General features: G+C 34.1%; 37 protein-coding genes. 1 reads left to right on the top strand and 36 read right to left on the bottom strand.

Annotated elements, in window-relative coordinates; genetic code table 11:
• Positions 1-373: 373 nt before the first annotated feature.
• The 34 genes from GKG01_RS07675 to rpsJ form a co-directional block, all read right to left on the bottom strand.
• Positions 374-1609: a peptidoglycan binding domain-containing protein gene (locus GKG01_RS07675; RefSeq protein ID WP_154271266.1), complete on the bottom strand. Its 1236-nt coding sequence runs from the start codon at positions 1607-1609 to the stop codon at positions 374-376.
• Between the two features lie 103 nt (positions 1610-1712).
• The gene (gene rpsD, locus GKG01_RS07670) at positions 1713-2309 is read right to left on the bottom strand and encodes a 30S ribosomal protein S4 (RefSeq protein ID WP_094205171.1); all 597 of its coding nucleotides are present in this window, start codon (positions 2307-2309) and stop codon (positions 1713-1715) included.
• Between the two features lie 96 nt (positions 2310-2405).
• Positions 2406-4379: a cell wall-binding repeat-containing protein gene (locus GKG01_RS07665; protein WP_154271264.1), complete on the bottom strand. Its 1974-nt coding sequence runs from the start codon at positions 4377-4379 to the stop codon at positions 2406-2408.
• 153 nt (positions 4380-4532) lie between these two features.
• Positions 4533-6326: a serine hydrolase domain-containing protein gene (locus tag GKG01_RS07660; RefSeq protein WP_172975078.1), complete on the bottom strand. Its 1794-nt coding sequence runs from the start codon at positions 6324-6326 to the stop codon at positions 4533-4535.
• A gap of 411 nt (positions 6327-6737) precedes the next feature.
• Complete coding sequence (gene rplQ / locus GKG01_RS07655; RefSeq protein WP_094206707.1) at positions 6738-7133, bottom strand: 50S ribosomal protein L17; 396 nt, start codon at positions 7131-7133, stop codon at positions 6738-6740.
• 13 nt (positions 7134-7146) lie between these two features.
• A complete protein-coding gene (locus GKG01_RS07650; protein ID WP_094205167.1) occupies positions 7147-8100 on the bottom strand; it encodes a DNA-directed RNA polymerase subunit alpha in 954 nt (317 codons plus the stop codon).
• A gap of 55 nt (positions 8101-8155) precedes the next feature.
• Positions 8156-8563, bottom strand: a complete 408-nt coding sequence (gene rpsK / locus GKG01_RS07645; RefSeq protein ID WP_002836140.1) for a 30S ribosomal protein S11 — start codon at positions 8561-8563, stop codon at positions 8156-8158.
• Positions 8564-8578: 15 nt separating this feature from the next.
• Entirely contained in the window at positions 8579-8929 is a 351-nt protein-coding gene (rpsM, locus tag GKG01_RS07640; RefSeq protein ID WP_002841105.1) for a 30S ribosomal protein S13, read from the bottom strand.
• A 12-nt stretch (positions 8930-8941) separates the two neighbouring features.
• Positions 8942-9055, bottom strand: coding sequence for a 50S ribosomal protein L36 (gene rpmJ, locus GKG01_RS07635; RefSeq protein ID WP_002836138.1), 114 nt, complete (start codon positions 9053-9055; stop codon positions 8942-8944).
• Between the two features lie 14 nt (positions 9056-9069).
• On the bottom strand, positions 9070-9285 hold the full coding sequence (gene infA, locus GKG01_RS07630; RefSeq protein WP_002836137.1) for a translation initiation factor IF-1: 216 nt from the start codon (positions 9283-9285) through the stop codon (positions 9070-9072).
• Positions 9266-9550, bottom strand: a complete 285-nt coding sequence (locus GKG01_RS07625) for a KOW domain-containing RNA-binding protein (protein WP_002841110.1) — start codon at positions 9548-9550, stop codon at positions 9266-9268. Before GKG01_RS07625 ends, infA begins: the two co-directional genes overlap by 20 nt.
• A 5-nt stretch (positions 9551-9555) precedes the next feature.
• Positions 9556-10203, bottom strand: a complete 648-nt coding sequence (locus GKG01_RS07620) for an adenylate kinase (protein WP_002841116.1) — start codon at positions 10201-10203, stop codon at positions 9556-9558.
• 10 nt (positions 10204-10213) lie between these two features.
• Positions 10214-11488, bottom strand: a complete 1275-nt coding sequence (gene secY, locus GKG01_RS07615; RefSeq protein ID WP_002836134.1) for a preprotein translocase subunit SecY — start codon at positions 11486-11488, stop codon at positions 10214-10216.
• Position 11489: 1 nt separating this feature from the next.
• The gene (gene rplO / locus GKG01_RS07610) at positions 11490-11939 is read right to left on the bottom strand and encodes a 50S ribosomal protein L15 (protein WP_002836133.1); all 450 of its coding nucleotides are present in this window, start codon (positions 11937-11939) and stop codon (positions 11490-11492) included.
• Between the two features lie 11 nt (positions 11940-11950).
• A complete protein-coding gene (gene rpmD, locus GKG01_RS07605; protein ID WP_002836132.1) occupies positions 11951-12133 on the bottom strand; it encodes a 50S ribosomal protein L30 in 183 nt (60 codons plus the stop codon).
• Positions 12134-12146: 13 nt separating this feature from the next.
• A complete protein-coding gene (gene rpsE / locus GKG01_RS07600; protein WP_002837356.1) occupies positions 12147-12653 on the bottom strand; it encodes a 30S ribosomal protein S5 in 507 nt (168 codons plus the stop codon).
• A 20-nt stretch (positions 12654-12673) separates the two neighbouring features.
• Positions 12674-13036, bottom strand: a complete 363-nt coding sequence (rplR, locus tag GKG01_RS07595; RefSeq protein ID WP_094203273.1) for a 50S ribosomal protein L18 — start codon at positions 13034-13036, stop codon at positions 12674-12676.
• A 14-nt stretch (positions 13037-13050) separates the two neighbouring features.
• Positions 13051-13590, bottom strand: a complete 540-nt coding sequence (gene rplF / locus GKG01_RS07590) for a 50S ribosomal protein L6 (protein WP_094205165.1) — start codon at positions 13588-13590, stop codon at positions 13051-13053.
• Between the two features lie 26 nt (positions 13591-13616).
• Positions 13617-14012, bottom strand: a complete 396-nt coding sequence (gene rpsH / locus GKG01_RS07585; RefSeq protein ID WP_002836125.1) for a 30S ribosomal protein S8 — start codon at positions 14010-14012, stop codon at positions 13617-13619.
• A gap of 21 nt (positions 14013-14033) precedes the next feature.
• Positions 14034-14219 carry a type Z 30S ribosomal protein S14 gene (locus tag GKG01_RS07580; protein WP_002836123.1) on the bottom strand — a complete coding sequence of 62 codons (186 nt, stop codon included), beginning with the start codon at positions 14217-14219 and terminating at the stop codon, positions 14034-14036.
• Positions 14220-14231: 12 nt separating this feature from the next.
• Positions 14232-14774 carry a 50S ribosomal protein L5 gene (gene rplE, locus GKG01_RS07575; RefSeq protein WP_002836122.1) on the bottom strand — a complete coding sequence of 181 codons (543 nt, stop codon included), beginning with the start codon at positions 14772-14774 and terminating at the stop codon, positions 14232-14234.
• Between the two features lie 18 nt (positions 14775-14792).
• Positions 14793-15101 (bottom strand): 50S ribosomal protein L24, encoded by a 309-nt coding sequence (gene rplX, locus GKG01_RS07570; RefSeq protein WP_002841124.1) that lies wholly within the window; start codon positions 15099-15101, stop codon positions 14793-14795.
• An 18-nt stretch (positions 15102-15119) separates the two neighbouring features.
• The gene (rplN, locus tag GKG01_RS07565; protein ID WP_002836120.1) at positions 15120-15488 is read right to left on the bottom strand and encodes a 50S ribosomal protein L14; all 369 of its coding nucleotides are present in this window, start codon (positions 15486-15488) and stop codon (positions 15120-15122) included.
• A 24-nt stretch (positions 15489-15512) separates the two neighbouring features.
• Positions 15513-15767 carry a 30S ribosomal protein S17 gene (gene rpsQ, locus GKG01_RS07560; RefSeq protein WP_002836119.1) on the bottom strand — a complete coding sequence of 85 codons (255 nt, stop codon included), beginning with the start codon at positions 15765-15767 and terminating at the stop codon, positions 15513-15515.
• 5 nt (positions 15768-15772) lie between these two features.
• The gene (gene rpmC / locus GKG01_RS07555) at positions 15773-15979 is read right to left on the bottom strand and encodes a 50S ribosomal protein L29 (RefSeq protein WP_002836118.1); all 207 of its coding nucleotides are present in this window, start codon (positions 15977-15979) and stop codon (positions 15773-15775) included.
• Positions 15969-16412 carry a 50S ribosomal protein L16 gene (rplP, locus tag GKG01_RS07550; protein WP_094209381.1) on the bottom strand — a complete coding sequence of 148 codons (444 nt, stop codon included), beginning with the start codon at positions 16410-16412 and terminating at the stop codon, positions 15969-15971. The genes rpmC and rplP overlap by 11 nt, the downstream gene beginning before the upstream one ends.
• 21 nt (positions 16413-16433) lie before the next feature.
• Positions 16434-17168, bottom strand: coding sequence for a 30S ribosomal protein S3 (rpsC, locus tag GKG01_RS07545; protein ID WP_094205164.1), 735 nt, complete (start codon positions 17166-17168; stop codon positions 16434-16436).
• Positions 17169-17179: 11 nt separating this feature from the next.
• On the bottom strand, positions 17180-17518 hold the full coding sequence (gene rplV / locus GKG01_RS07540) for a 50S ribosomal protein L22 (RefSeq protein ID WP_002836114.1): 339 nt from the start codon (positions 17516-17518) through the stop codon (positions 17180-17182).
• Positions 17519-17535: 17 nt separating this feature from the next.
• On the bottom strand, positions 17536-17820 hold the full coding sequence (gene rpsS, locus GKG01_RS07535; RefSeq protein WP_002836113.1) for a 30S ribosomal protein S19: 285 nt from the start codon (positions 17818-17820) through the stop codon (positions 17536-17538).
• Between the two features lie 12 nt (positions 17821-17832).
• Positions 17833-18663, bottom strand: a complete 831-nt coding sequence (gene rplB, locus GKG01_RS07530; RefSeq protein ID WP_094203270.1) for a 50S ribosomal protein L2 — start codon at positions 18661-18663, stop codon at positions 17833-17835.
• Between the two features lie 16 nt (positions 18664-18679).
• Positions 18680-18970, bottom strand: coding sequence for a 50S ribosomal protein L23 (gene rplW / locus GKG01_RS07525; RefSeq protein ID WP_154254991.1), 291 nt, complete (start codon positions 18968-18970; stop codon positions 18680-18682).
• Entirely contained in the window at positions 18970-19593 is a 624-nt protein-coding gene (gene rplD, locus GKG01_RS07520; RefSeq protein ID WP_002836109.1) for a 50S ribosomal protein L4, read from the bottom strand. Before rplD ends, rplW begins: the two co-directional genes overlap by 1 nt.
• A 15-nt stretch (positions 19594-19608) precedes the next feature.
• Entirely contained in the window at positions 19609-20238 is a 630-nt protein-coding gene (gene rplC, locus GKG01_RS07515) for a 50S ribosomal protein L3 (RefSeq protein ID WP_094209379.1), read from the bottom strand.
• Between the two features lie 74 nt (positions 20239-20312).
• A complete protein-coding gene (gene rpsJ, locus GKG01_RS07510; RefSeq protein WP_002836107.1) occupies positions 20313-20621 on the bottom strand; it encodes a 30S ribosomal protein S10 in 309 nt (102 codons plus the stop codon).
• Positions 20622-21359: 738 nt separating this feature from the next.
• Here rpsJ and GKG01_RS07505 point away from each other — a divergent pair.
• A complete protein-coding gene (locus GKG01_RS07505; protein WP_002840199.1) occupies positions 21360-21893 on the top strand; it encodes a DUF308 domain-containing protein in 534 nt (177 codons plus the stop codon).
• An 80-nt stretch (positions 21894-21973) separates the two neighbouring features.
• Here GKG01_RS07505 and GKG01_RS07500 read toward each other — a convergent pair whose 3' ends face one another.
• Positions 21974-23314 (bottom strand): MATE family efflux transporter, encoded by a 1341-nt coding sequence (locus GKG01_RS07500; RefSeq protein ID WP_154271260.1) that lies wholly within the window; start codon positions 23312-23314, stop codon positions 21974-21976.
• A gap of 67 nt (positions 23315-23381) precedes the next feature.
• Positions 23382-24353 carry a GNAT family N-acetyltransferase gene (locus tag GKG01_RS07495; protein ID WP_154271258.1) on the bottom strand — a complete coding sequence of 324 codons (972 nt, stop codon included), beginning with the start codon at positions 24351-24353 and terminating at the stop codon, positions 23382-23384.
• Positions 24354-24470: the final 117 nt, after the last annotated feature.

Genomic DNA, 24470 nt, shown 5'->3' with positions numbered 1-24470 from the left:
CGTTCGTCCTGAGCCAGGATCAAACTCTCAATTTAATGTTTGTTTGAAGCTAGCTTTTCAGCTGACTTTTGCTTTTTTTATTCTCACCGAATTATTGTTTGGTTTGTACTTCTCTCAAAGTATTTACTTTATTTAATTTATTAAGGTTCTATACTCACGAAATATATTTTAAAACGTGATTTTCAAAGTTTATTTGAAGTTCGCGTTTTGTGAGCTAACTATTACATTATACTCTTGTATTTCTTTATTGTCAAGTGTTTTTTTATTTTTATTTAATTAAAAAATTCACCGAACAATTGAGTGCTTATATATATTATCAAGTTTGCACTGTATTGTCAAGTGAATTTTAAAATTTTTTTACCTTTATTTTACTTTAATACACTATTACTGCTATGTTGTCTGTCACATCATAATATATGCTTTCTAATAGGTTGGGACTTACTTGTATGTCAGAGTTTTGTTCTGTAGATATTGTATGTCTGTAAAATCCGAGTGTGTAGTTTTTGGAGTAGCCTTTTATTTTATTATCTATGTTGTAGATTCCTTTTGGGATTGGTTGTGTGATTTTTATTGGTATACTTTTGTTGATTTTGTAGTTGTTGATGTAGTAGAGTGTTTTGTTTTGTTGGTCGATTTCAATGTATTCGTCTTGAATGTCGTTTTTGAGTCTTGACTTTGCTTTTTTTGAATACACTGGTTCTATTGTTTTATCTTCTGCATCATCTAGTGTAAGTTTTATGAGTTCGACTGTTTTGTGTTTGTCGATTTCCCAGCCGTAGTCTGTTGCGTTGAGTGTGAGTGTTTTGTTTTCTGCTGTTTTTATTGTGTGTGGTTTGTTATATGTGTCGGTTTCTTTTTTCAAATCATCTACGTAGCGTTCGATTTCACTGTCTTTATATACGAATCCATCTCTTTCGTCAAAGTCCATCATATCGCGAAGTTGTGTGCCTTTTAGTTTATGAATTGTGTCGTTGAAATCAAAGCTTATTTCGATGTCTTTGAGTTTGTTGAGTTTGTTTTTGGCGCGTATGATGTTCCAGTCGTTTGCGTAGACTTTTGGTTTGATGTATTCGTTTTTGAGGGTGATGTCTTCTTTTTGTTCTAGGAGTGATTTTTTTATCGTGTCTTTTAGTTTATTTGTATCTATTTCGTTTCCGATTTCTTCTGGTATTATTGTGTATTCGTCATCCAAGTAACTGATGTAGGCGTTGTACGATTTTTTGGCGTTCTTATTGAGCTGTGCTTGGTAGATTTTTTTGTTTAGTTTGTCTTCGTCAATTGTGTAATCGAAATTGATGTTGTATTTTTTGGTGTCAAAAAACGACAACGGCCATGAGAATGGGTTTTGTTCGATTTTGAAATCTTCTGGTATTTTTAGGTTGAAATCCACTTCTTTTGCATCTATTACAAGTTTACGGTTATCAGTAGCATTGATTGTGAGTGTTCTGATGTCTGCATTTCTGTCAACTATTTTGGATTTTTCGACATAGCTCATGTTGTAACCATTGACGTATGTGTTGGGTAGTGCGTAAAATGTGAAGAATGTTGTTGCACTAAAATACACTAGGAATAAGAATAGTATTGTGGTTATGAGTACTCGTTTTTTCATTTGTTTTTCCTTTTCTTTTATGATTAATATTATTGTACTTTTAATTTGAGTATATATCAATGTTTGCAAATAAAAAAAGCGAGTATAATTACTCGCCTTTTGATTATCTTGAGTACAACTCAACTACTAATGAGTCTGTAATTTCGATTGGAATTTCTTGTCTTTCAGGAAGTCTTGTCAATGTTACTTTGAAGTTTTCTTCCTTGTCAATGTAAGGTAATGATTGTGCAAAGTTTGTTTCGTAGTTTTCTTTGAACAATTCATTTGATCTTGATTTTTCTTTCAATTCGATTACAGATCCTTCAGCTACTTGGTAAGAAGGGATATCTACTTTTTTACCGTTTACTCTGATTAAACCGTGAGATACCATTTGTCTTGCTTGTCTGATTGATGATGCAAATGAAGCTCTTAGTACTAGGTTGTCTAATCTAGTTTCTAATTGTCTTACCATTACATCCCCTGTTGTAAGACCTTCTTTGTTGTTAAGGGCTTTTTCGAAGTATTTGTGCATTTGTTTTTCGTTTACTCCGTAATATGCTCTTAATCTTTGTTTTTCAAGAAGTTGCATACCATATTCAGTTAACTTCTTGTCGTTTCTTCCAAGTCCTTTACCCATTCTTTTGTTAGCTTTTGGGTGACCGCATACGTTTAGACCTAATCTTCTAGATTGTTTAAATCTAGGTCCCATCATTCTTGCCATTAATATTCATCTCCATTAAAAAATTATTTGCCGCGATAATTTTTTAAGCCAACGCTATTATATCATCTACGGGTTTGTTTTTCAACAATTTTTGTGTTAATTTTGTTGTAAATTTTCGATGAATTTAATGTATTGTTTTGCAAGGTCGTTGTCTTTGTTAAGTGTAGCACCTTTTTCAAGGATTGCATCGTCTATTACAACCTCATCTTTTTCAATATTTACTGATACTGCTACTTTTGTTTTTCCATTAGCTGATACTAATGTAAAGTAGTTGTCAAATATGCTTTTTAATCTTTCACCTGTAACATATTTTTCGTGTTCGTTCATTAATTTTGCTAATTCGTTAGCTTCTGCGTTAGTAAGTTCTCTTGTAACTTTTTTGCCGTCTTTTGTGTATGTGAACTTAACAGATGTTGCAACGTTTGGGTTGGTTTTGGCTAATTCTTGTTGAATTTGTTTGGATACTGTCTTTTCTCCACCTATTATAGCTATTTGAACGATTTTGGAGTTGTCAAGGTATTCTTGTGTTTTTTGTGGTAGTTTATCTTTTGGTGTAAGAATCAATGGTACATCAAATCTTGCAGCGATTGGGTTTATTGCCAAGCTATCTGCGAATACTTCTCCACTTGCAAGGTATGCTCCTTGTGCATCTTTGTAGAATTTGTCAGCTATTTTAAGTGATGTTTCGTATCTGTCATTGCCAGCTATTCTTTCGATTACTTGTGGTAGTTCTTTTTCTAATGATTTGGATACGGAGTTTTCTCCACCGACGATGTAGCATTTTTTGATTTTAGAATCTTTTAATGATTGTTTTGTTACGTCGTTGATTTTATCTTTTTGTACTAATACGATTGGATATCCGTTTTTTGTTGCAAATGCGCCAATACTTAAAGAGTCTGCAAAATTTTCACCACTTGCTATGATACAAGTGTCTACGTCATTAAATTCTTTAATGATTTCGGCATTTGTAGCGTATCTGTCAGCGCCTTTGTATGATTTTACTTTGCTTTTTTCTGGTAATAATTGTATTGCTACTTCGTTGCTGATGGATTTTTCGCCGCCGATTTTTACAAAGTATTTTGTTTGTAATCTTTTGATTTCTTGGATTAAACTTTTGTCAGCTTTTATCGCATCAGTCAATAAGATTGGTGCGTTGTATTTTTTAGATAGAACTGTTGCACTTAGTGAATCTGGGAAGTTGTTTTGATTTGCAAGGATAGCAAATTCTGATGTTTTGATGTAGCTTTTAGCTATTTGTATTGATGTGTCGATTCTGTCTTTGCCATAAATTCTGGATACTAGGTATTGTTTTTTGCTTTGTGTGTTGGCGTTTGATTTGAGCTTATCAGCTCCCAACAATTCTTTTGTATTAGCATCTACGTATACTTTTGTTCCTTCGTATTCAAATACATATGCAACTACTAGACCTTTGTTTTTTGTAAACTTTGTTGGCAAGTTGTCTATGTTGATTACTGAGGTTTCTGATTTTACTTTTGTTTCATCAAAATCTTTGATACCTTTTAATTTTTCTATCGCAACTTTCTTTGCATCCTCAATCTTTATTGTAGGTTTTTTTGTAACTTCAAAGTCTCCGATTTTGTTGAAATTTTTAAATTCATTGGTTTTCTTGTCAAATGATACTGTTATTATGTTGTACGGATTTTTGACATTAAAAGAATTTTCTTTTTCAAATACAACTTTGTATCCGTTATCAAGTATGTCTTGTCTGTTGACTAGTTTGTATTCTTTAGGAATGTAGCCGTCTTTTTGAAGCTTAGATATTGTGCTGTTTAAGTAATCTTCGAATTTGTCGTCTGATTTTCCTGAGAACAGCTTTTCTGTACTAGAAAGCGCATCAATTCCTACAAGTTTTCCTTCTTTGTCAAATTTCAATGTTATTCCATTTTGTAATTTGATTTCATCAGCTAGGTTGGTCTTATCGATGGATTGATCGATTTTTAGACCAAGTTTTTCGACTGCATCTAACTTTTGTGTTTCATTTGATGCGAATGAGTTTGTTGATAATAACAACGCTGATAAAGTTAGTGCAGCTACTATTTTTTTGTTCATAGGTTCCTCCCAATAAATTTTTGAATTATTCATTATTAACTAACAAATTATTCTTAATTTTATTATAATCCTATGATTTTTCTTTTGCAATTGGGCATAAAAAAACACCTACAAATGTAGATGTTTTTAGACTATTTTCCTTTTGATGATGTTTTAGAATCCCCAAAACTTATACATTTCAAAACTTAAAATCACTAAGCATTGCGTTATAGCAAAAAGACTTGTAATAAAAAACTTATGTTTTTCTTTTTTTGTAGATTCCTCATTATATTTTTTCATTCCCACAAAAATGGAAATTGCCATAAGTATCATTAAGACAGTAAATACCACACTTTGAATTATATAGGATTCTACGCTACCAATATCGCCAGTTCTATATCCCTTATTAAGGCGCATAAAAATTACCACTAAATTAATTAACGTTATCCCCATCAGACCACATAAGATATAGGAATACTTACGAAGCGGTTTTGTTTTTAATCCTTCTTTCTTGTTTTTGAGAAAATCAATAATAAAACCACCAACAACTAGTTTAACTATTCCATAGATTCCTGCAATTATAAAAAATAACATGCACAGAACATTAGTTATAGCCTTTGGTGTAGATGTAATAAAGTCTGAAAACTGAGTCTCAACAACACCATCTTCCTCATACCACCAATTCTCTAAATCTTCTTCACTGTAGGAACTCACACCCATAGCCCCCATAAATGAAAGTGGCCCTTTGAGTATTCCACGGGTATTTAGAATGAGTCCTTTTGGTACTTTCCTTTTGATTTGAGCAAGCTTAGAATCCGTGAATTTTCCATAAATAAGTTCATACATCTCATAGTTATAAATAGTTTCATGAGCTTGATTAGTCATTACTACCATTCCAACTCCACTTTTGGGATCGAATTGTAACATTGACGAACATCCAAAAGTGTTTCCACCATGTCCAATGGTTTCAACCCCATATTCACTTGCGAAGAAGCCATGATAGTTCTTCGGAATTTTGGTGGATCCATAAAAACTTGTGGCTTTATAAATTTCTTCTAGGGTGCTTTGCTTTTTAAATAGTGGTGATGGGTTCTTTTCATTAGGCATAATTGCTTGAGCAAAAGTTTTTAAATCATTTATAGTTCCAGCTGCACTTCCTGCAGGATAAAGATGAATATAGTACATACCTACACCATCGATAATCTCACCCTCAGTGTCATAGCACTTTAACTTAAGCCTTTCACTTCTTACCCAATCATTGTCCGCATATATTGGACTTATAGAACTATGTTTCATGTTTAGTGGTTCAAAAATATTCTTATGAACATAGTCCACATAATCCATTCCAGAAATTCTTTGAACTATATAAGCTGCAAGTGCAGCTGACCAGTTTGAATAGGCAGTATGTTCTCCTGGTTCATATACTTGCTTTGGCTGTCTTGTTTGAAGCGCTTCTTCAAGACTTTTTATATCAGAGGCATTTGGCGTTTGTATAAAATATGTATCTTGAAAACCTGCTTTATGATTCATAAGATCTAGCATAGTTATAGGTTTCTCAAAACTCAAGTTCTTAAGAAAATCATCAGGTAAATAATTTTTTATATCTTCAGTTAAATCGATTTTATCCTGTTCATAAAGCTGCATAACACTTACCCATATAAACAGTTTGGATATTGAACCCCATTCATACACAGAATCCAACTCTGATTTTAATTTGGCTTCTTTATCCACATAACCCAATGAATTTTCATAAATTGTTTCATCACTATCATAAACAATAACATTCATTCCACAAGTTGTGTCGCTATGTTTATTAACATAATCTTCTATTTTCCTAGGTAATTCACTATAATTTAGTCCTGAAGGCAAAGTCTTTGCAGCGGCCTTAACTATAGTAATCTGACTAATGATACTAATCAACATAAAAAATACTAGTACTTTGCTAAATAACGCTTTTAAATTTTTCATTATACGCCTCCACAATACTTTTATATTATAGTAACACTCAAGTTTCATTTATATGTTAAACAATGATTAAACTAAAGTAAATTTTAAACCATAAGTATAGTGAGACCTCACGGGATAAGTTCTGATACTTTTATCGTTTACTTGCAGAATTTACGCCTTGGGGTTACGGTTACCTTTTGGGCCTTTGCCATCTTTAAGCTAGCTTGCCCACCTGTTACGCCTTATATTCTGTTTCTGTTCGTCAAGCCACGATTTCGCTACCCGTTCTTCTCTCCTAGATGTCACCATCTAAAACTTGCAAGTCACTATTAGATTCGTCGGTAACTACGCTCTGTAGGAATTTTCACCCCAGCATTAGAATATGCCCGTCATACCATAAAAAAAATAACTAAGCAAATGCTTAGTTATTTTCTATTTGTCAGCTTTCACTGTTTCTTTTTCTTCTGAGGATTCTTTTTTTGTGTAATCTACTAATTCAAGTATACACATTTCAGAACCGTCTCCTCTACGAGGTCCTAATTTTAAGATTCTAGTGTATCCACCTTGTCTGTCAGCATAAACTGGTGCGATTTCTTCAAACAATGTGTTTACAACGTCTTTTTTGTATATATATTTAAGAGCTTCTCTTCTAGAGCTCAAATCACCTTTTTTACCAAGTGTAATCATCTTTTCAGCTTCTCTTCTAACTTCTTTTGCACGAGTAACTGTTGTTTCGATTTTTCCATTTTCGAACAATGATTGAACTAGGTTTCTTAACATTGCTGTTCTGTGATCAGTTCTTCTACCTAATTTTCTTAAGTTAGCCAATGTCTATCCTCCTTTATTCGTCTTTTATTTCTTCTTTAAATGCAAGGCCCATTTCTTGAAGTTTTTCTTCAACTTCGTCTAAGGATTTTTTACCAAAGTTCTTTATCTTCATCATTTCTGCTTTTGTATGAGATACGATATCTCCTACAGTATTGATATTAGCTCTTTTCAAACAGTTGAATGATCTTAATGAGAAATCTAATTCTTCGATATTGATGCCCATTTGAGTTTCTTTATCTTTTTGATTGTCTTCGTCGTCACTGTTTGTATTACACTCGTAGTTAGGTAATTCACTGAATAATTCCAGGCAATTGATTAGGATGTTGCTTCCTTCACTTAAGGCATCTTGTGGTCTAATTGTTCCATTAGTCCACACTTCTATCGTAAGCTTATCGTAATCAATTACTTGGCCAACTCTGGCATTATCTACTGTGAAATTAACCTTTTTCACAGGGCTAAACAGTGAGTCAATGGCGATATCTCCTATAATATCTTCATCTGTTTTGTTAAATTCAGATATTTTGTAGCCTTTTCCGTTGATAACTGTGATTTGCATTTCTAATGAAGCGTCTTCATTTAGTGTTGCAATGTAGTGATCTGGGTTTTTAACTTCCAAATCAGTATCAACTAAAATATCCTTAGCTGTTAGAACACATGGACCTTTTATGTCTACATTTAATGATATAGGTTCTTCATTGTATTTCTTTACAGCGATACCTTTTAAATTCAAAATTATTTCAGGTACGTCTTCTTTGACACCTTTAATCGTAGACATTTCATGAGCTACACCTTGGATATTTATCTTTGATATAGCAGCTCCTGGTAATGATGATAATAAAACTCTTCTGAGAGAGTTTCCTAGAGTAGTTCCATATCCCCTTTCCAGTGGCATTATGACAAATTTACCGTAATTATTTTGTTCATCTAATTCAACGATTTTTATTTTAGTATCTAATTGTTCAGTCATAAATACAGCCTCCTTCGACAAGTCCCATCAGGAAATCCTGAATTAAGCCTATGTGTTATACTCTTCTCTTCTTTGGTGGTCTACAACCGTTGTGAGGGATTGGAGTTACATCTTTAATAGAGCTAACTTCAAGTCCAGAAGCTTGCAAACTTCTAATTGCAGATTCTCTTCCTGAACCTGGTCCTTTTACATAAACTTCAACAGTTTTTAATCCGTGTTCCATTGCTTTTTTAGCAGCTTCTTCAGCAGCTTGTTGTGCAGCGTATGGAGTTGATTTTCTAGATCCTCTGAATCCTAATTGTCCAGCAGAAGCCCAGCTTAATACGTTACCGTTAAGGTCAGTTAAACATACCATAGTGTTGTTGAATGTAGAAGAAATGTGTGCTTGACCTTTTTCAATATTCTTTTTTACTCTTTTTTTACCGCGAACGTTACGTTTTGCGCCTTTAGTTTTTAGTGCCAATTAATTTCCCCCTCTCTATGCTTGTTTTCTAGGACCCTTACGAGTTCTTGCGTTGTTCTTTGTATGTTGTCCTCTTACTGGAAGGCCTTTTTTGTGTCTTGATCCTCTGTAGCAGTTGATTTCTTTTAATCTTTTGATGTTCATTGCTACATCACGACGTAAATCCCCTTCAGTAAGATAGTTGTCTAATTCATTTCTGATATCAGATAATTCAGATTCTGTTAAATCTTTTACTCTTGTGTCAGGATTGATTCCTAATTTAGCTAAGATTTTATTTGATGATTGTCTACCTATTCCATAAATTGCAGTTAGTCCAATTTCTACACGTTTGTCATTTGGTAAGTCGACACCTTGAATTCTTGCCATTTATACCTCCTACTAACCTTGTCTTTGTTTGTGTTTAGGGTTATCGCAAATAACCATAACACGACCTTTTCTTTTTATAATCTTGCACTTTTCGCACATTTTTTTAACTGATGGTCTTACTTTCATTGCTTAACCTCCGTTTATTTCTTTCTCCATGTTATTCTTCCACGATCCAAATCGTATGGTGATAGTTCAACCGTTACTTTGTCTCCTGGAAGAATTCTTATATAATTCATTCTTAATTTGCCTGAAATATGAGCTGTTATTACATGGCCATTTTGAAGTTCTACCTTAAATACCGTATTAGGAAGAGCATCTACTACTGTTCCTTCTAATTCAATAACTTCTTTGGACATCCTTGTCTTGATCCTCCTTTTTTAAATTGTTTAACATATATCTTAGTTTCTTATCTGTTAAATTCTCTAATTGCAACTTTTTGTTGTATTTTTGAAGATGTTTTATCTTCTTTTTCTTTGGTTTTTCGATTTTACGTTGTTTTCCATCTACTACCAATACATAAGAATCGTCAAGAATTTCCAAAACCATTTGTAGTTTGCCCACATCACGACCACAAGTACTTAAAACAACTTGTCCTGTTTCAAGTTTGTTGTATTGGCTCATTAATTCTAACCTTTTTTTAATTCTGTTACTAACTTATTAGTGATTTCATCTATTGGAAGAGTTCCGTCAACTGTGAATACTAAATCTTGTTTGTTGTAGAAGTCTACTAAAGGTTTAGTTTGTGAATCGTAAACTTTGATTCTGTCTAATACAGTTTGTTCTTTGTCATCTTCTCTTTGGATTACTGGAGTTTGGCATACATCACAAATTCCTTCAACTTTTGGAGGGTTGTTGTCAATGTGATAGCTTGCACCACAGTTTGGACATACACGTCTTCCTGAAAGTCTTTTTACAAGAGAATCTTTGTCAACGTCTATGTTTAATACGCGGTCTAGTTTCAATCCTCTTTTAGCTAGTCCTTCATCAAGAGCTTCGGCTTGAGGGATTGTTCTTGGGAATCCGTCAAGTAAGAAGCCATTTTTGCAATCTTCTTGATCTAATCTGTCCCAAACTATTTCTATTGTTAATTCATCAGGTACAAGTTTTCCTTCTGCAAGTAAGCCTTCAACTTTTTGACCTAGTTCTGTCTTTTCTTTGATATTTTTTCTGAAAATATCTCCTGTTGAAATATGAGGAATATCAAATTCTTCAATTACTCTTTTAGCTTGAGTTCCTTTACCTGCTCCCGGAGGTCCTAATAATATTAATCTCATTATAAACTCCTTATTTCAAAAATCCTTTATAGTGTTTCATAGTTAGCATACTTTCCATTTGTTTTACAGTATCTAATACTACCCCTACTACGATGATGATTGATGTACCACCGAATAGGATTTGTATTCCTATAGCTTTTGATATTAGCATTGGTGCTGATGCTACTAACGCTAATATGATTGCGCCTATAAATGTTACTCTATCAGAAATTTTCTTTAGATACATACCTGTTGGTTTACCAGGTCTAATTCCCATAATGAATCCGCCATATTGTTGCAAGTTTTTAGCGTATTCAACAGTATTAAACTGAATTGCTGAGTAGAAGAATGCGAATATTATAATCAATAACATGTTTACTATTGAGAAGATTACTAACCCTGATGTTGTTTGTACTGTGAATATGTGGGCTAACCATCCTGGCATGTCTTTGCCGAATAATAATGCTATTGTTTGTGGTAATTGTAATATTGCTGATGCAAAGATTACTGGCATTACACCACCCATATTAACTTTGATTGGAATATGAGTTGATTGACCACCATACATTTTTCTTCCTACTACTCTTTTAGCGTATTGTACAGGAATTCTTCTTTCACCTTGGTTAATTAATACCACTACTACTAATATTATAATCGCTATTAGTACAAAAAGTAATATTTTCCACCAAGATAACATTCCTTGTCTAGATTGATAAATCATTGTACCGATTTGTCTTGGCATATTTGAAATGATACCTAAGAAAATCAAGATTGAAATTCCGTTACCGATACCTCTTTCAGTAATCATTTCTCCTAGCCATACTAGAAACATTGATCCTGCTACCAAGCTTATTAGTATAACAAATCCTGTTAAAAAGCTTTTGTCTACGATTGCTCTGTTAAATAAACCATTAACTGTAGCATATCCTTGAATGAATGCCAAAATTATACTACAGATTTTAGTGTATTTACCCATTCTCTTCTTTCCTTCTTCACCTTCACGAGTAAGCTCTCCCAATCTAGGAAATGCTACTGTTAAAAGTTGAAGAATGATTGAAGCGGTAATGTAAGGGTATATCGAAAGAGCGAATATGCTCATTTGTCTCAATGATCCCCCACTTAATAGGTTCAATAAAGAAACTATTCCGCCTTCTTGACCGCTCATTATTTGTTTGATAATGGCCTTATCCATAAAAGGAACCGGTATTGCATTACCTAATCTAAAAACTACAACCATTAGTAGAGTAAAGCCGATTCTTTTACGAATGTCTAAAACCTTCCATGCGTCTTTTAAGGTTTTAAGCATCTTAAATCACCTCTACCTTTCCTCCGGCTTTTGTAATTTTTTCTTCAGCTGATTTAGTAAATTTATTAGCTTTTATAGTTAATTTCTTAGTTAATTCTCCGTCACCTAAAATCTTAACGCCGTCTTTTGCCTTAACTGGCTTAAAGAATCCTGCGTTTGCTAGGATTTCTGGTGTTATTTCATCTCCATCTTCAAAACAATTTAAGTCTCTGATGTTGATTTCAGCGTATTGTTTTGCGAAGTGGTTTTTGAAGCCTCTCTTAGGAAGTCTTCTGAATAAAGGCATTTGACCCCCTTCAAATCCTGGTCTTACGCCTCCGCCTGATCTTGAGTTTTGTCCGTCTCTACCACGTCCAGCATTGTGTCCTAATCCTGAACCGTAACCTCTACCAACTCTTTTTCTTGCTTTTACTTCTCCACCTTTAGCAGGTCTTAAGTTGTGTAATTTCACTATAACACCTCCTACTTAACTTCTTCTACGTCAACCATGAATGCAATGTGTCTAATCATTCCACGAATTGCATCATTGTCTTCTTTGATTACTGATTGTCCGATTTTATGAAGTCCAAGGGCTTCACAAGTTCTAATGTGTTTTTCAATTCTACCGATTTTGCTCTTTTTAAGAGTGATCTTTAATTTACTCACTTAAAAGCCCTCCTTATTTTAAAATTTCTTCTACAGACTTTCCTCTTAATTTAGCTACTTGTTCAGCTGTCTTAAGTGATTTAAGTCCTTCTACAGTTGCATTAACAATGTTTTGAGGGTTTGATGTTCCCAATGATTTAGAACGAACGTCTTTGATACCTGCTAATTCACATACCGCACGAACAGGGCCGCCGGCGATAACTCCAGTACCTTCTCCAGCTGGTTTCAATAATACTCTACCAGCACCAAATATTCCTGTTACTTGGTGAGGAATAGTTGTGTTTACGATAGGAACTGTGAAGATGTGTTTTTTAGCGTCTTGGCTTGCTTTTCTGATAGCTTCTGGTACTTCTTGTGCTTTACCAATACCAACACCAACGTGTCCGTTTTTATCTCCAACTACTACAAGGGCTGCGAATCTAAAGTTTCTACCACCCTTAACAACCTTAGCTACACGGTTAATATTTACAACTCTTTCTTCTAATTCTAAACCTTCTATTTCTTTATTTAAAAGTTCCAATACTAAATACCTCCCTTGCACTAAAATTTAAGTCCGGCGCTTCTAGCACCTTCAGCTAATTCTTTAACTTTTCCGTGATATAAATATCCAGATCTGTCAAATACGCATTGTTCAATGCCTTTGTCGATAGCTTTCTTACCGATTAATTCACCAACAAGTTTTGCAGCTTCCATGTTAGATTTTGATTCGCCTTTGTAATCTTTATCTAATGTTGATGCAGCTACTAATGTGTTGTGGTTAACATCATCGATTAATTGTGCATAGATGTTAGTATTAGACTTGAATACGCATAATCTTGGTTTTTCAGAAGTTCCTGTAAGGTTCTTACGAATACGTAAATGTCTTTTAACTCTATTTGCGTTTTTATCAATTTTCTTAAACATACCTTACTCCTTTCTTACTTACCTGTTTTACCGACTTTACGTCTAATATGTTCATTTTCATATCTGATACCTTTACCTTTGTATGGTTCAGGTCCTCTTAGGTCTCTGATTTTTGCAGAGTAGTTACCAACTTGTTGTTTGTCGTTACCACTTACAATTATTGTGTGTTGTTCTGGTACTTCAACTGTGATTCCTTCTGGATCTTCTTTTTCAATTGTGTGTGAATATCCCAAGTTTAACACTAATTTTTTACCTTGTTTTGCTGCTCTGTAACCAGTACCTTCTATAATTAAAGTTTTCTTATATCCTTCAGTAACACCTTCAATCATGTTAAAAACAAGAGTTCTTGTTAAACCATGAAGTGATTTGTGTCTTTTAATGTCTGAAGGTCTTGAAACTGTGATTGTATTATCTTCTATTTTGATAATCATTTCCTTTGGCATTTGTTGAACTAATTCACCTTTTGGTCCCTTTACAGTACACAAATTGTCTTCAGTTATTTTTACTTCAACGCCATTAGGAATTTCAATTGGTTTTAATCCAATTCTTGACATGGTCAAACCTCCTTATAATGTTTGTGTTACCATACGTAACAAATTACTTCTCCACCAATACCTTCTTTTCTAGCAACTTTATCAGTTACAAGGCCTTTTGATGTAGAGACAATAGCAATACCAAGTCCGCCTAAAACCTTAGGAACTTCATTTGCTCTGGCATAGACACGAAGTCCAGGTTTAGATATTCTCTTGATACCTGAAATTACTTTTTCTTCGTTAGGACCATATTTTAAATCTATTGTAATGATTCCTTGTTTACCATCATCAGTAACATTGAAACCATCGATAAATCCTTCATCTAATAAAATTTGTGCTATTGATTTTTTGATATTAGATGCAGGAACTTCAACAACTTTATGTTTCGCATTAACTGCGTTTCTTATTCTTGTTAGCATATCTGCTATAGGATCAGTCATCATAAAAGCTTCCTCCTTCCTTTCTTACCAGCTTGCTTTTCTTACGCCAGGGATTTCGCCTTTATAAGCCAATTCTCTAAAGCATATACGGCAGATGCCATATTTCTTTAAATATCCGTGAGGTCTACCACAAATTTTGCATCTGTTATATTCTCTTGTGCTAAACTTTGCAGGTCTTTTTTGTTTTGCGATCATTGATTTTTTAGCCACTAAAACTCCTCCTTATTTCTTAAATGGCATTCCCATTTTGTCTAATAATTCCTTAGCTTCTTCGTCAGTGTTTGCAGTAGTAACGACCACAATATCCATACCTCTAATTTGATCTACCATATCGTATTCAATTTCAGGGAATATTAATTGTTCTTTGATACCTACAGCATAGTTTCCTCTACCATCGAATGATTTAGAAGAAATACCTCTAAAGTCTCTTACACGTGGAAGAGAAATGTTCATAAATTTATCTAAGAAATCATACATTTTTTCACCACGTAATGTAACTTTAACACCAACATTCATTCCTTCTCTAAGTTTGAAGTTAGCGATAGATTTTCTTGCTTTTGTTACAATTGGGTGTTGTCCTGTAATTGTTTCTAATTCTTTAACTGCGCTTTCGATAGCTTTAGGATTTTCTTTTGAAGAACCTAAACCCATGTTAAGCACGATTTTTTCCAATCTTGGAACTTGCATGATGTTTTCATATTTGAAACGTTCAACCAAGAAAGGAACAACTTCATTTGTATATTTTTCTTTTAATCTGGAAGTCAAGTTTATACCCTCCTTATGTTACTTAATAGTTTCGTTGTTAGACTTCATAAATCTAACTTTCTTACCGTCTTCAAACTTGTAACCTAATCTTGTGCCTTTCTTGTTTTTAGCATCATAATACATTACGTTTGAAACATCAATAGGAGCTTCCTTTTTGATTAGTCCACTTTCAACACCACGTCCGTTAGCTTTTTGGTGTTTAGTAACTATGTTAACTCCTTCTACTACCACTTTATTTTGTTTGGCTAATACTTCAATAACATTTCCAGTCTTTCCTTTGTCCTTACCAGAAATAACTATTACAGTATCTCCATTTTTAATCTTCATATCTCTTTACACCTCCAATTATAATACTTCAGGTGCCAATGAGATTATTTTCATGAAGTTATTGGCTCTCAATTCACGAGTTACTGAACCAAAAATTCTTGTTCCCACTGGATTTTTATCATCTTTTATAATTACAGCTGCGTTATCGTCAAATCTGATGTAACTTCCATCAGCTCTTCCCAATGGTTTAGTTGTTCTTACGATAACAGCTTTTACTACATCACCTTTTTTAACCATACCGCCCGGTTGTGCAGATTTAACTGAGCAAACTACGATGTCTCCGATAGCTGCGTACTTTCTTTTAGTACCACCTAAAACTCTTATTACTAGTAGTTCTTTTGCACCAGAGTTATCTGCAACTCTCAAACGACTTTCTTGTTGAATCATAAAATTCTCCTTTCGTAATAAGAATTACTTAGCTTTTTCTATAACTTCTACAAGTCTCCAGTTCTTTGTCTTAGAAAGAGGTCTTGTTTCCATTATTTTAACTTTATCGCCGATACCAGCAATGTTTTCTTCATCGTGTGCTTTAAATTTAGTTGTTTTTCTTAATTGTTTACCGTATTTAGGATCTTTGACAAGTGTCTTAACTTCTACAACAATTGACTTATCCATTTTATCTGAAACAACTATACCAACTATGGTTTTTCTCATATTTCTTTCCATAATTGTTAAGCCTCCTTACCAATGTTTAGCTCACGTTCTCTAATAATAGTCTTAATGCGAGCTATATCTTTTTTTACAAGTCCTATCATCATAGGGTTTTCTAATTGCCCAGTAGCTAATTGAAAACGTAGATTAAACAATTCACTTTTAGATTGTTCTAATTGTTTTTGTAAATCTTGATCTGATAGATTACGAATTTCTTTAGTTTTCATCAGCTTCACCGTCCTTTTCTCCGAACTCTTCACGAGCTATAAATTTAGTTTTGATAGGTAGTTTGTGTTGAGCAAGTCTCATAGCTTCACGTGCTACTTCTTCAGGAACACCTGCCATTTCAAATAATACTCTACCTGGTTTAATTACTGCTACCCAATATTCTGGAGCTCCTTTACCTGAACCCATACGAATACCGATAGGCTTCTTTGACACTGGCTTATCTGGGAAAACTTTAATCCAGATGTTACCGCCTCTTTTTATATATCTTGTCATAGCACGACGTGCTGCTTCTATTTGATTAGCTGTTAACCAACAAGAACCTAACGCTTGTATACCATAATCACCGTAAGTTAAAGTATTGCCTTTTAATGCTTTACCTTTCATTCTGCCTCTGTGAACTCTACGGTATTTTACTCTTTTAGGCATTAACATAGAATATTTCCTCCTCTCGAATTAGTTTTTAGCTGCTTGGGATTTACCTTTTCTGTTATTGTTTCTTCTTTTTCTGTTTTTGTCGTTCTTTTTGTTTTTGTAAACAGGTAAATCTTCTTCTGTCATACCAGGTAACATTTCACCTTTGTATAACCAAACTTTAACACCAAGCTTACCATAAGTTGTGTCTGCTTCTGCAAATCCATAGTCGATTGCAGCTCTTAGAGTTTGAAGAGGAATAGTTCCTTCGCTGTATCCTTCGCTTCTTGCCATATCAGCCCCACCAAGTCTACCAGAAACCATAGTCTTAATACCCAAAGCTCCTGCCCTCATGCTTCTTTGCATTGTTTGTTTCATTGCACGTCTGAAAGAAATACGTCTTTCTAATTGACTTGCGATGTTTTCTGCAACTAATTGTGCATCTAAGTCTTGGAACTTAATTTCTTCTACATTTATGATTAATTTCTTACCTGTTAATTTTTCTAATTTATTTTTTAATTCTTCAACGCCAGCACCTTGACGGCCAATAACCATACCAGGTTTAGCTGTGTTGATAGTTACTTTAATTTTGTTTGATGCTCTTTCGATGGCTATACTGCTAATACCAGCGCTGAAAGATTCTTTCTTGATTAGTTCACGAATTTTGTGATCTTCTACTAAATAATCACTAAAATCTTTTTTATCTGCAAACCATCTTGAATCCCAGTCTTTGATAACACCAACTCTTAATCCTTTAGGATTAACTTTTTGACCCATCAGACTCCTCCTTATAATTCTCTTTCTTCTACAACTACGCCAACATGACTTGATCTTTTAAGGATTGGATAAGCCATTCCTTTAGCTTTTGGTCTCCATCTTTTCATTACTGGAGCATTATTAGCGTATGCTTGTGATACAAAAAGATCTTCTCTGTTTAATCCAAAATTGTGTTCTGCGTTTGCAATTGCTGAATTTAGCACTTTTTCTAAAATTCTAGCACCTTTTTTAGGAGTGAATTTCAATATAGCAAGGGCTTCATCAACTTGTTTACCTCTAATTTCTTTGCATATAAAGTTAACTTTTAGAGGAGAAATACGTACATATTTCGCTATAGCTTTAGCTTGCATTGTCATACCTCCTTATATTAATTACGAACCTTACTCGTTTTTTCGTTTTTAATGTGACCTTTGTATGTTCTTGTAGGAACAAATTCTCCTAATTTATGACCAACCATATCGTCAGTAATATAAACAGGTACATGCTTTCTTCCATCGTGAACTGCAATTGTGTGACCTACGAAGTTAGGGAATATTGTAGAACGACGAGACCAAGTTTTAATAATCTTCTTTTCATCGTTTTTGTTAAGTTCTTCCACTTTCTTCATTAAGTGTTCATCGCAGAAAGGTCCTTTTTTAAGTGATCTACTCATTCTATCCCTCCGTTATTTCTTTCTTCTTCTTACAATGTACTTATTAGACTTTTTGTTTTTCTTACGAGTCTTAAGTCCAAGTGCTGGTTTACCCCATGGAGTTGAAGGAGCTGGTCTACCGATTGGTGCTCTACCTTCACCACCACCGTGAGGGTGATCTACTGGGTTCATTGCTGAACCTCTTACGTAAGGTCTCTTACCTAAGTGTCTGTTACGTCCAGCCTTACCAATTGTAACCAATTCGTGAGAGATATTTCCAACTTGTCCTACAGTAGCTCTGCAGTCAAGGTGAATTAATCTATATTCTCCTGATGGTAATCTTAATTGTGCAAATTTGCCTTCTTTAGCCATAAGTTGTGCTTCAGCACCAGCTGTTCTAACTAATTGAGCTCCTTTGCCAACTTTCATTTCAATGTTGTGAACTGTAGTACCAACTGGAATGCTTCTTAATGGAAGAGCATTACCAGGGATAATATCTACATCCGCACCACTTTCAACTACATCTCCAACTTTTAAACCTTGTGGTTGGATGATGTATCTCTTTTCACCATCTTCGTATTGTAACAAAGCGATGTTTGCTGTTCTGTTTGGATCGTATTCGATTGATTTAACAACAGCTTTAATACCATCTTTGTTTCTTTTAAAATCTATAATTCTATATTTTCTCTTAGCTCCGCCGCCTCTGTGACGAGTAGTTACTCTACCATAAGAGTTTCTTCCGCCAGATTTGTTTAAGCTAACAGTTAATGATTTTTCAGGAGTAGTTTTTGTGATTTCATCAAATGATAAAACACTCATACCACGTACACCGGCAGAAGTCGGTTTATATTTTTTTATTGCCATGTTTTTACCCCCTTAATTACATTCCTTCGAAAAATTCAATTTCTTTTGAATCTTCTGTTAATGCAACTATAGCTTTCTTCCAATCAGATCTCTTACCACTGTGAGCGCCCATTCTCTTAACTTTTCCTTTAACGTTCATAGTGTTAACAGATTTTACTTTAACATCAAAAATCTTTTCGATAGCGTTTCTGATTTCTATTTTATTCGCATTTTTATCTACTTTGAATACATATTTCTTTTCTTCCATTTTTTCCATAGAATCTTCAGAAATAATTGGTTTCAAAATAATATCATATGGTGATTTCATTATTGAAACACCTCCTCAAGAATTTTAACAGCATCAGTTGTAATAACTAATGAGTTGTATTTCAAACAATCATATACATTGATTAATCTAGCTTCACAAATAGCTACATTTTCAATGTTTCTAAATGATCTGTAAAGTGTATCATCATTTTTATCAACAACTACTAAAGCTTTCTTGTCTGCTTTAATATTCTTTAATACTTCAACAGCTTTTTTAGTGCTAATAGCATCTAAGCTTAATTTATCTAAAACGATCATTTCATTGTCATTAACTTTGTCAGTTAATACTGATTTGATTGCAAGTCTTCTAACTTTCTTAGGAACAGCGTAGCTGTAATCTCTAGGTTTTGGAGCGAATACTACCCCACCACCTCTCCATTGTGGAGATCTGATAGATCCTTGTCTTGCTCTACCTGTACCTTTTTGTCTCCAAGGCTTCTTTCCTCCACCTCTTACCTCACTACGAGTTTTAGCAGATTGTGTGCCTTGTCTTTTATTAGCAAGTTGATTTCTAACTACTTCGTAAACAACGTGCTCATTAACATCAACGCCGAAAATGGCTTCATTTAATTCTAATTCTCCAACATTTTCTCCTTGTTGGTTTAAAATTTGAACTTTAGGCATGTTTCATCCTCCTTCCTATTTTGACTTAATAGCTTCTCTAACAGTAACTACTCCACCTTTATTTCCTGGAACAGCTCCCTTAATAAGAAGTAAGTTTCTTTCATTGTCAACTTTAACAATTTTCAAGTTTTGAACAGTTACACGGTCATGGCCCATCTTTCCTGAACCTTTACGTCCTTTGAATACTCTTGCTGGATAAGATCCCGCACTTCTTGCACCTGCAACTCTGTGTGATTTAGAGCCGTGTCCCATAGGTCCTCTTGAATAGTTGTGTCTAACTATTGAACCTTGAGTTCCTTTACCTTTTGAAATACCGATAACGTCTACAACATCTCCGTCTTGGAAAATATCTAATTTGATTTCATCCCCAAGGTTGAATTGTTCGTCATCACCTATTTTGAACTCTTGTAAGTGTTTCTTGAATGAAACGCCTGCTTTGCCAAAATGACCTCTCATTGGTTGGTTTACATGTTTTTCTTTCTTTTCGATGTAACCAACTTGAATTGCGTTATATCCTTCTTTTTCTTTAGTTTTGATTTGTGTAACAACCATTGGACCCGCTTCAATGACAGTTACTGGAACAACACTACCATCTTCATTGAAGATTTGAGTCATTCCGATTTTTTTACCTAAAATACTCTTCATTGAGTACACCTCCTATAGTGTGATATCCACATTAAAATTTACTTACAGCGGATTGCTTTACAATCATACTAAGATTAAAGTTTAATTTCGATATCTACGCCGGCAGGAAGGTTAAGCTTTTTAAGTGCTTCCAATGTCTTTGCGTTAGGATTAATGATATCGATTAATCTCTTATGTGTTCTTTGTTCGAACTGTTCTCTTGAGTCTTTGTACTTATGAACAGCTCTTAAGATTGTAATAACTTCTTTTTCTGTTGGCAACGGAATAGGACCTGAAACTTTAACGTCAGTTCTCTTAGCTGCCTCAACGATTTTTTGAGCTGATTGATCGATTAATTCGTGATCATAAGCTCTTAGTCTGATTCTGATTTTTTGATTTGCCATTTAGGCACCTCCTCTATATTTTTGAAGAAGCGTCTTGCTGGGTTATGTTCATACACCCTCCCGGGTGTACAGTGACCTAAAATTTAAAAAACTTTTTTAAAAAGTTTAACCCATCGCCCTAATCGTGTAGGACTTCTCGGTGAAAATTACCTCGGAAGATTAATCACGTTTCCCGAGCAACCTTCCACTTCTACGCTTACTAACTTTAGGCACAACTGGTATTATACATTGTCTATACAACAATGTCAACACCTTTTTGAAGTTTTTTTGTAAAATTTCAATATTTTTACGAAAAATTTGTTTCCTTCATTATTATATAATAAAAGGGCGGGGAGTAAAAGTTATATTCTTGCTGAACGCATTTCAAAAAACAAAAATAATTTAGCACGAATATCTGTCTCCAAAAATAAACAAATTCAAAGCTTGTGAACCTAAAATCTCAAGTGCGAGCTTCGCTCTGGCACGAGTGAGATTTTTTCACGGTTCACTTCGCTAGAATTTGTGATTATTTTTTACGAATGATATTCTTAGCTAAAACTATTTTTGTTTTTATTGCTAAGAAGTGTCGTCAGTAATTTTCGGTAACATTTTTCGTTTTAACTTGCGACAAATTTTCATCCAACAATTTTCGTTTTAACTTTCAACAAAGTGTTGTTAATAATTTTCTTAATATTTAGTGAATAATATTCTTTAAATCTGGGTATATAAAGTATATCAACAATTTAAGGAGGTGTTAGTATGGTAGAAGAAAAGAAATCAGTTGATTGGATTTCTCTTATTACAGGTATTTGTTTTATTATAGTTTCATTCATAGCTTTTAAAAATCCATATGCCAGCTTAGCGAGTCTGGTGATTTATTTTGGAATAATTGCAATTGTTAAAGGCGTAGGCGGAGTTTTAATTTATAAAAAGATAAAAGATTTTACAAGACTGAACATAAAATTATTCTTTTGGATAAGCATAATAGATATAATACTTGGCCTCATTCTTCTTTTTAATGTCGAATCTGCTGTATTGATCATTCCGTATGTGTTCTCGATTTGGTTTATTATCGATTCAATCAACGATATTAGTTTCGGAAGATATCTAAGGTTTGTTCCAGGTGGACTTTACCATCTTAATATCATAATTAATATTATTACTTTAATTCTTGGAATTATGATGTTGTACAATCCTTTAAGAGCATCTTTTACGGTTGTATTTTTAATTGGAATGTATTTGACAATATCTGGCGTTAAATATATTGCATATGCTTTCAAACATGAGTATTAAAAAAATCGTCTCAAAATGATGTGTGCCATCTTTACCGGGTCATCCAGTAAGGATGGTACATATCAAAACGAGACGATTTTTTATATTTTAATGTTAACCCATTTACCTTGTCTAAATCTGATTGAATTGAACATGTATCTGGAGAATTGGTCGGAGAAGATTCCTAGCCATATTCCCACGATTCCCATTTCAAACACAGATACAAGGATGTATGTTACTACTGTCCTTATGATTGTTACACTTATGATTGAAGAGATTAATGTGTATTTTACATCACCTGCTGATCTCAAACATCCTCCGTAGATGATTTGTGAGATTTGTAGAAGGACTATTACTGTGATGAATCTTGCGATGATTTCTCCTGTTTCTATGATGGAGAGTTTGTCGAAGAACAAATGGAATATTCCTTTTCCAAATAACAACAATATCAAAGATAGTACAAGAGATATCATAAGTCCTATTCGTTGGCAGACTTTGCCGTAAATCTTGGCGTTTTCTTTCTTGCCAGCGCCAAGGCTTGATCCCGTTAGAACGACTGCTGCAACTTGCATCCCATCTGCGAACGAAAAACAAATACTTAGAAGATTCATTCCTACGTTGTGTGCTGCAAATGTGTCTGTTCCAAGTCCTGCTGCCATCAACGCTGTTGTCAAGAATCCGATTCTCATGGCTATATTTTCTACGAACAAATTGGTTCCAAGTTTTACGATACTTGTGAATACTTCAACTGTTGGCTTGATTTTCTTCTTGAAAATGTATTTGATTTGTACGAAACCATCTTTTCTGTAAAGCGATCTGATGCACATAATGCTACTTACGACTGTTCCAAGCACTGTCGCAAGTGCCGCTCCAGAAACTTCCATTTTGGGAAAACCAAAATTACCACCTATCAAGCAGTAATTAAAAAATATATTGACAATACTTGACACCAAGTTAGTTGTAAATGCAATTCTAGTGTTGCCACTTCCCCTTTGTGCTGCATTTATCGTCATACTCACCACGGAGAAAATCATTCCTCCCATGATTATTCTGAAATAATTCAGCGCATCAGTATGCGTGTCTGAGTTACTTCCGGCAAGTCTCAGAATGCTATCCGAAAAATACACCATCACAGCGCTTATAACAACCGTTAGCACAAGTCCCATGATAATCGCTGTGACAAGTATTCTGTTCGCTCCTTCTTTGTCCTCTTCTCCAAGACGTCTGGCAACTAAAGCTGACGTAGCGATATTTATGGAGAAGAATATCGCTAGTGCTATGAATTTGGGTTGTGTTGTAAGACCTACAGCCGCAACCGCAGAGCTTCCAATCGAAGACACCATGTAAGTGTCGATAATTCCCGCAAGCGCTATGAAAAAGCTCTCCAACACCGACGGCCACGCCACCTGTATTGCTCTTTTGTAAAAATTCTTATTCTTCATCTAATCATCCATTCTATCGTTCAATCTAAAATAAAATTATATATTACATCATACTACTAGCGAAAAATTAATACAAGTTAGAAAGGATGATTCTTACAATTGAATACTCTTCATTAGTATATATAACTTCAAATCCACATTTCAAAAACAAATTCAACGAAGGATTGCTGATACCAATATTATCGTATAGTTCATCTATGTCTAATTTTTTTGCCAAATCAATCAAAAACATCAACGCTCTTTTTCCGTAGCCATTGTTTCTGTATTCATCTTTTACAATTAGACTGCAAATCCACCTATCATCTTCCTTATATATACAACATTCTCCGACAGGCTTGTTATGACCCAAAATGTAATAGTAAAATCTGTCGTCAGAGTTTATCCACTTGTCATACCAACTTTGCCATTTGTCTTCTGAGAAATCAATAGATCCGCCGTATTTTTCATTGAAACTCATCGTCTTTTCATCCGCCAACAGTTCTTTCCTGAAATTCATCTCATCGTATTCAGGAATCACAAAATCACATTCATAGTCTTCATCAATCATAGAATACATACAAAAATCTGCGACGCCTTGGTTGTTTGTGGCTGATTTTCTAAGACATCCTTCGTATTTCATATTTGCGTTCATCATTACTTTTCCACTTGCAGAGTTTCTCCTGTCATGAGTCGCTTCTACTCTAACAGCCGTTTTTTCTTCAAATAAATATTTTAGCATGAGTTTCAAAGACTCAGTCATTATTCCCTGTGACCAATAATCGTATGCCAAGCAGTAACCGATAGCGTAAGTCTTCGGATTTTCTTTGATTAAACTAGCAGATATACAACCAATGTTTTCATTGTTAGTGTTGCAAATCGCAAAGTACACATTCTTGTCATCATTTATCCATTGTTTAATTATACTTTCAGTTTGGTGGATTGATGTGTGAGGCGTCCACGTCAAAAACTTCGTAACTCTGCTGTCACTTGCCCAGTTTTCATACATTTTGTCTGCATCATTTATTGTAAATTTTCTTAAAATCATTTTGTCAGTTTTCATAATCACATTCCTTTTTTATATAATATCATATTATTTTCTTTGCACTAACCACTTTTAAAATGAAAAGTTTTTCAATTTCGTTGACTAGTTATCTTTTATAATTTATAATTAAATCAC

This window comes from Finegoldia sp. BIOML-A4 (assembly GCF_009679635.1).
Lineage (GTDB): Bacteria > Bacillota > Clostridia > Tissierellales > Peptoniphilaceae > Finegoldia > Finegoldia magna.
The sequence above is the reverse complement of the archived record's forward strand: the minus strand, read 5'-3'. Positions and strand labels throughout refer to the sequence as shown.

Coding starts and splice junctions, on each gene's coding strand:
- GKG01_RS07675 (WP_154271266.1), bottom strand. CDS start 1,609: ATGAAAAAACGAGTACTCATAACCACAATACTATTCTTATTCCTAGTG.
- rpsD (WP_094205171.1), bottom strand. CDS start 2,309: ATGGCAAGAATGATGGGACCTAGATTTAAACAATCTAGAAGATTAGGT.
- GKG01_RS07665 (WP_154271264.1), bottom strand. CDS start 4,379: ATGAACAAAAAAATAGTAGCTGCACTAACTTTATCAGCGTTGTTATTA.
- GKG01_RS07660 (WP_172975078.1), bottom strand. CDS start 6,326: ATGAAAAATTTAAAAGCGTTATTTAGCAAAGTACTAGTATTTTTTATG.
- GKG01_RS07650 (WP_094205167.1), bottom strand. CDS start 8,100: ATGACTGAACAATTAGATACTAAAATAAAAATCGTTGAATTAGATGAA.
- rpsM (WP_002841105.1), bottom strand. CDS start 8,929: ATGGCAAGAATTCAAGGTGTCGACTTACCAAATGACAAACGTGTAGAA.
- rpmJ (WP_002836138.1), bottom strand. CDS start 9,055: ATGAAAGTAAGACCATCAGTTAAAAAAATGTGCGAAAAGTGCAAGATT.
- infA (WP_002836137.1), bottom strand. CDS start 9,285: ATGTCCAAAGAAGTTATTGAATTAGAAGGAACAGTAGTAGATGCTCTT.
- GKG01_RS07625 (WP_002841110.1), bottom strand. CDS start 9,550: ATGAGCCAATACAACAAACTTGAAACAGGACAAGTTGTTTTAAGTACT.
- GKG01_RS07620 (WP_002841116.1), bottom strand. CDS start 10,203: ATGAGATTAATATTATTAGGACCTCCGGGAGCAGGTAAAGGAACTCAA.
- secY (WP_002836134.1), bottom strand. CDS start 11,488: ATGCTTAAAACCTTAAAAGACGCATGGAAGGTTTTAGACATTCGTAAA.
- rplR (WP_094203273.1), bottom strand. CDS start 13,036: ATGTTTAAGAAAATTGATAAAAACGCAAATAGAGTTAAAAGACATTTA.
- rplF (WP_094205165.1), bottom strand. CDS start 13,590: ATGTCAAGAATTGGATTAAAACCAATTGAAATTCCTAATGGCGTTGAA.
- rpsH (WP_002836125.1), bottom strand. CDS start 14,012: ATGATGACTGATCCTATAGCAGATATGCTAACAAGAATAAGAAACGCA.
- rplX (WP_002841124.1), bottom strand. CDS start 15,101: ATGAAGATTAAAAATGGAGATACTGTAATAGTTATTTCTGGTAAGGAC.
- rplN (WP_002836120.1), bottom strand. CDS start 15,488: ATGATTCAACAAGAAAGTCGTTTGAGAGTTGCAGATAACTCTGGTGCA.
- rpsQ (WP_002836119.1), bottom strand. CDS start 15,767: ATGGAAAGAAATATGAGAAAAACCATAGTTGGTATAGTTGTTTCAGAT.
- rpmC (WP_002836118.1), bottom strand. CDS start 15,979: ATGAAAACTAAAGAAATTCGTAATCTATCAGATCAAGATTTACAAAAA.
- rplP (WP_094209381.1), bottom strand. CDS start 16,412: ATGTTAATGCCTAAAAGAGTAAAATACCGTAGAGTTCACAGAGGCAGA.
- rpsC (WP_094205164.1), bottom strand. CDS start 17,168: ATGGGTCAAAAAGTTAATCCTAAAGGATTAAGAGTTGGTGTTATCAAA.
- rplV (WP_002836114.1), bottom strand. CDS start 17,518: ATGCAAGCTAAAGCTATAGCGAAATATGTACGTATTTCTCCTCTAAAA.
- rpsS (WP_002836113.1), bottom strand. CDS start 17,820: ATGAGTAGATCACTTAAAAAAGGACCTTTCTGCGATGAACACTTAATG.
- rplB (WP_094203270.1), bottom strand. CDS start 18,663: ATGGCAATAAAAAAATATAAACCGACTTCTGCCGGTGTACGTGGTATG.
- rplW (WP_154254991.1), bottom strand. CDS start 18,970: ATGAAATCACCATATGATATTATTTTGAAACCAATTATTTCTGAAGAT.
- rplD (WP_002836109.1), bottom strand. CDS start 19,593: ATGCCTAAAGTTCAAATTTTAAACCAACAAGGAGAAAATGTTGGAGAA.
- rplC (WP_094209379.1), bottom strand. CDS start 20,238: ATGAAGAGTATTTTAGGTAAAAAAATCGGAATGACTCAAATCTTCAAT.
- rpsJ (WP_002836107.1), bottom strand. CDS start 20,621: ATGGCAAATCAAAAAATCAGAATCAGACTAAGAGCTTATGATCACGAA.
- GKG01_RS07505 (WP_002840199.1), top strand. CDS start 21,360: ATGGTAGAAGAAAAGAAATCAGTTGATTGGATTTCTCTTATTACAGGT.
- GKG01_RS07500 (WP_154271260.1), bottom strand. CDS start 23,314: ATGAAGAATAAGAATTTTTACAAAAGAGCAATACAGGTGGCGTGGCCG.
- GKG01_RS07495 (WP_154271258.1), bottom strand. CDS start 24,353: ATGAAAACTGACAAAATGATTTTAAGAAAATTTACAATAAATGATGCA.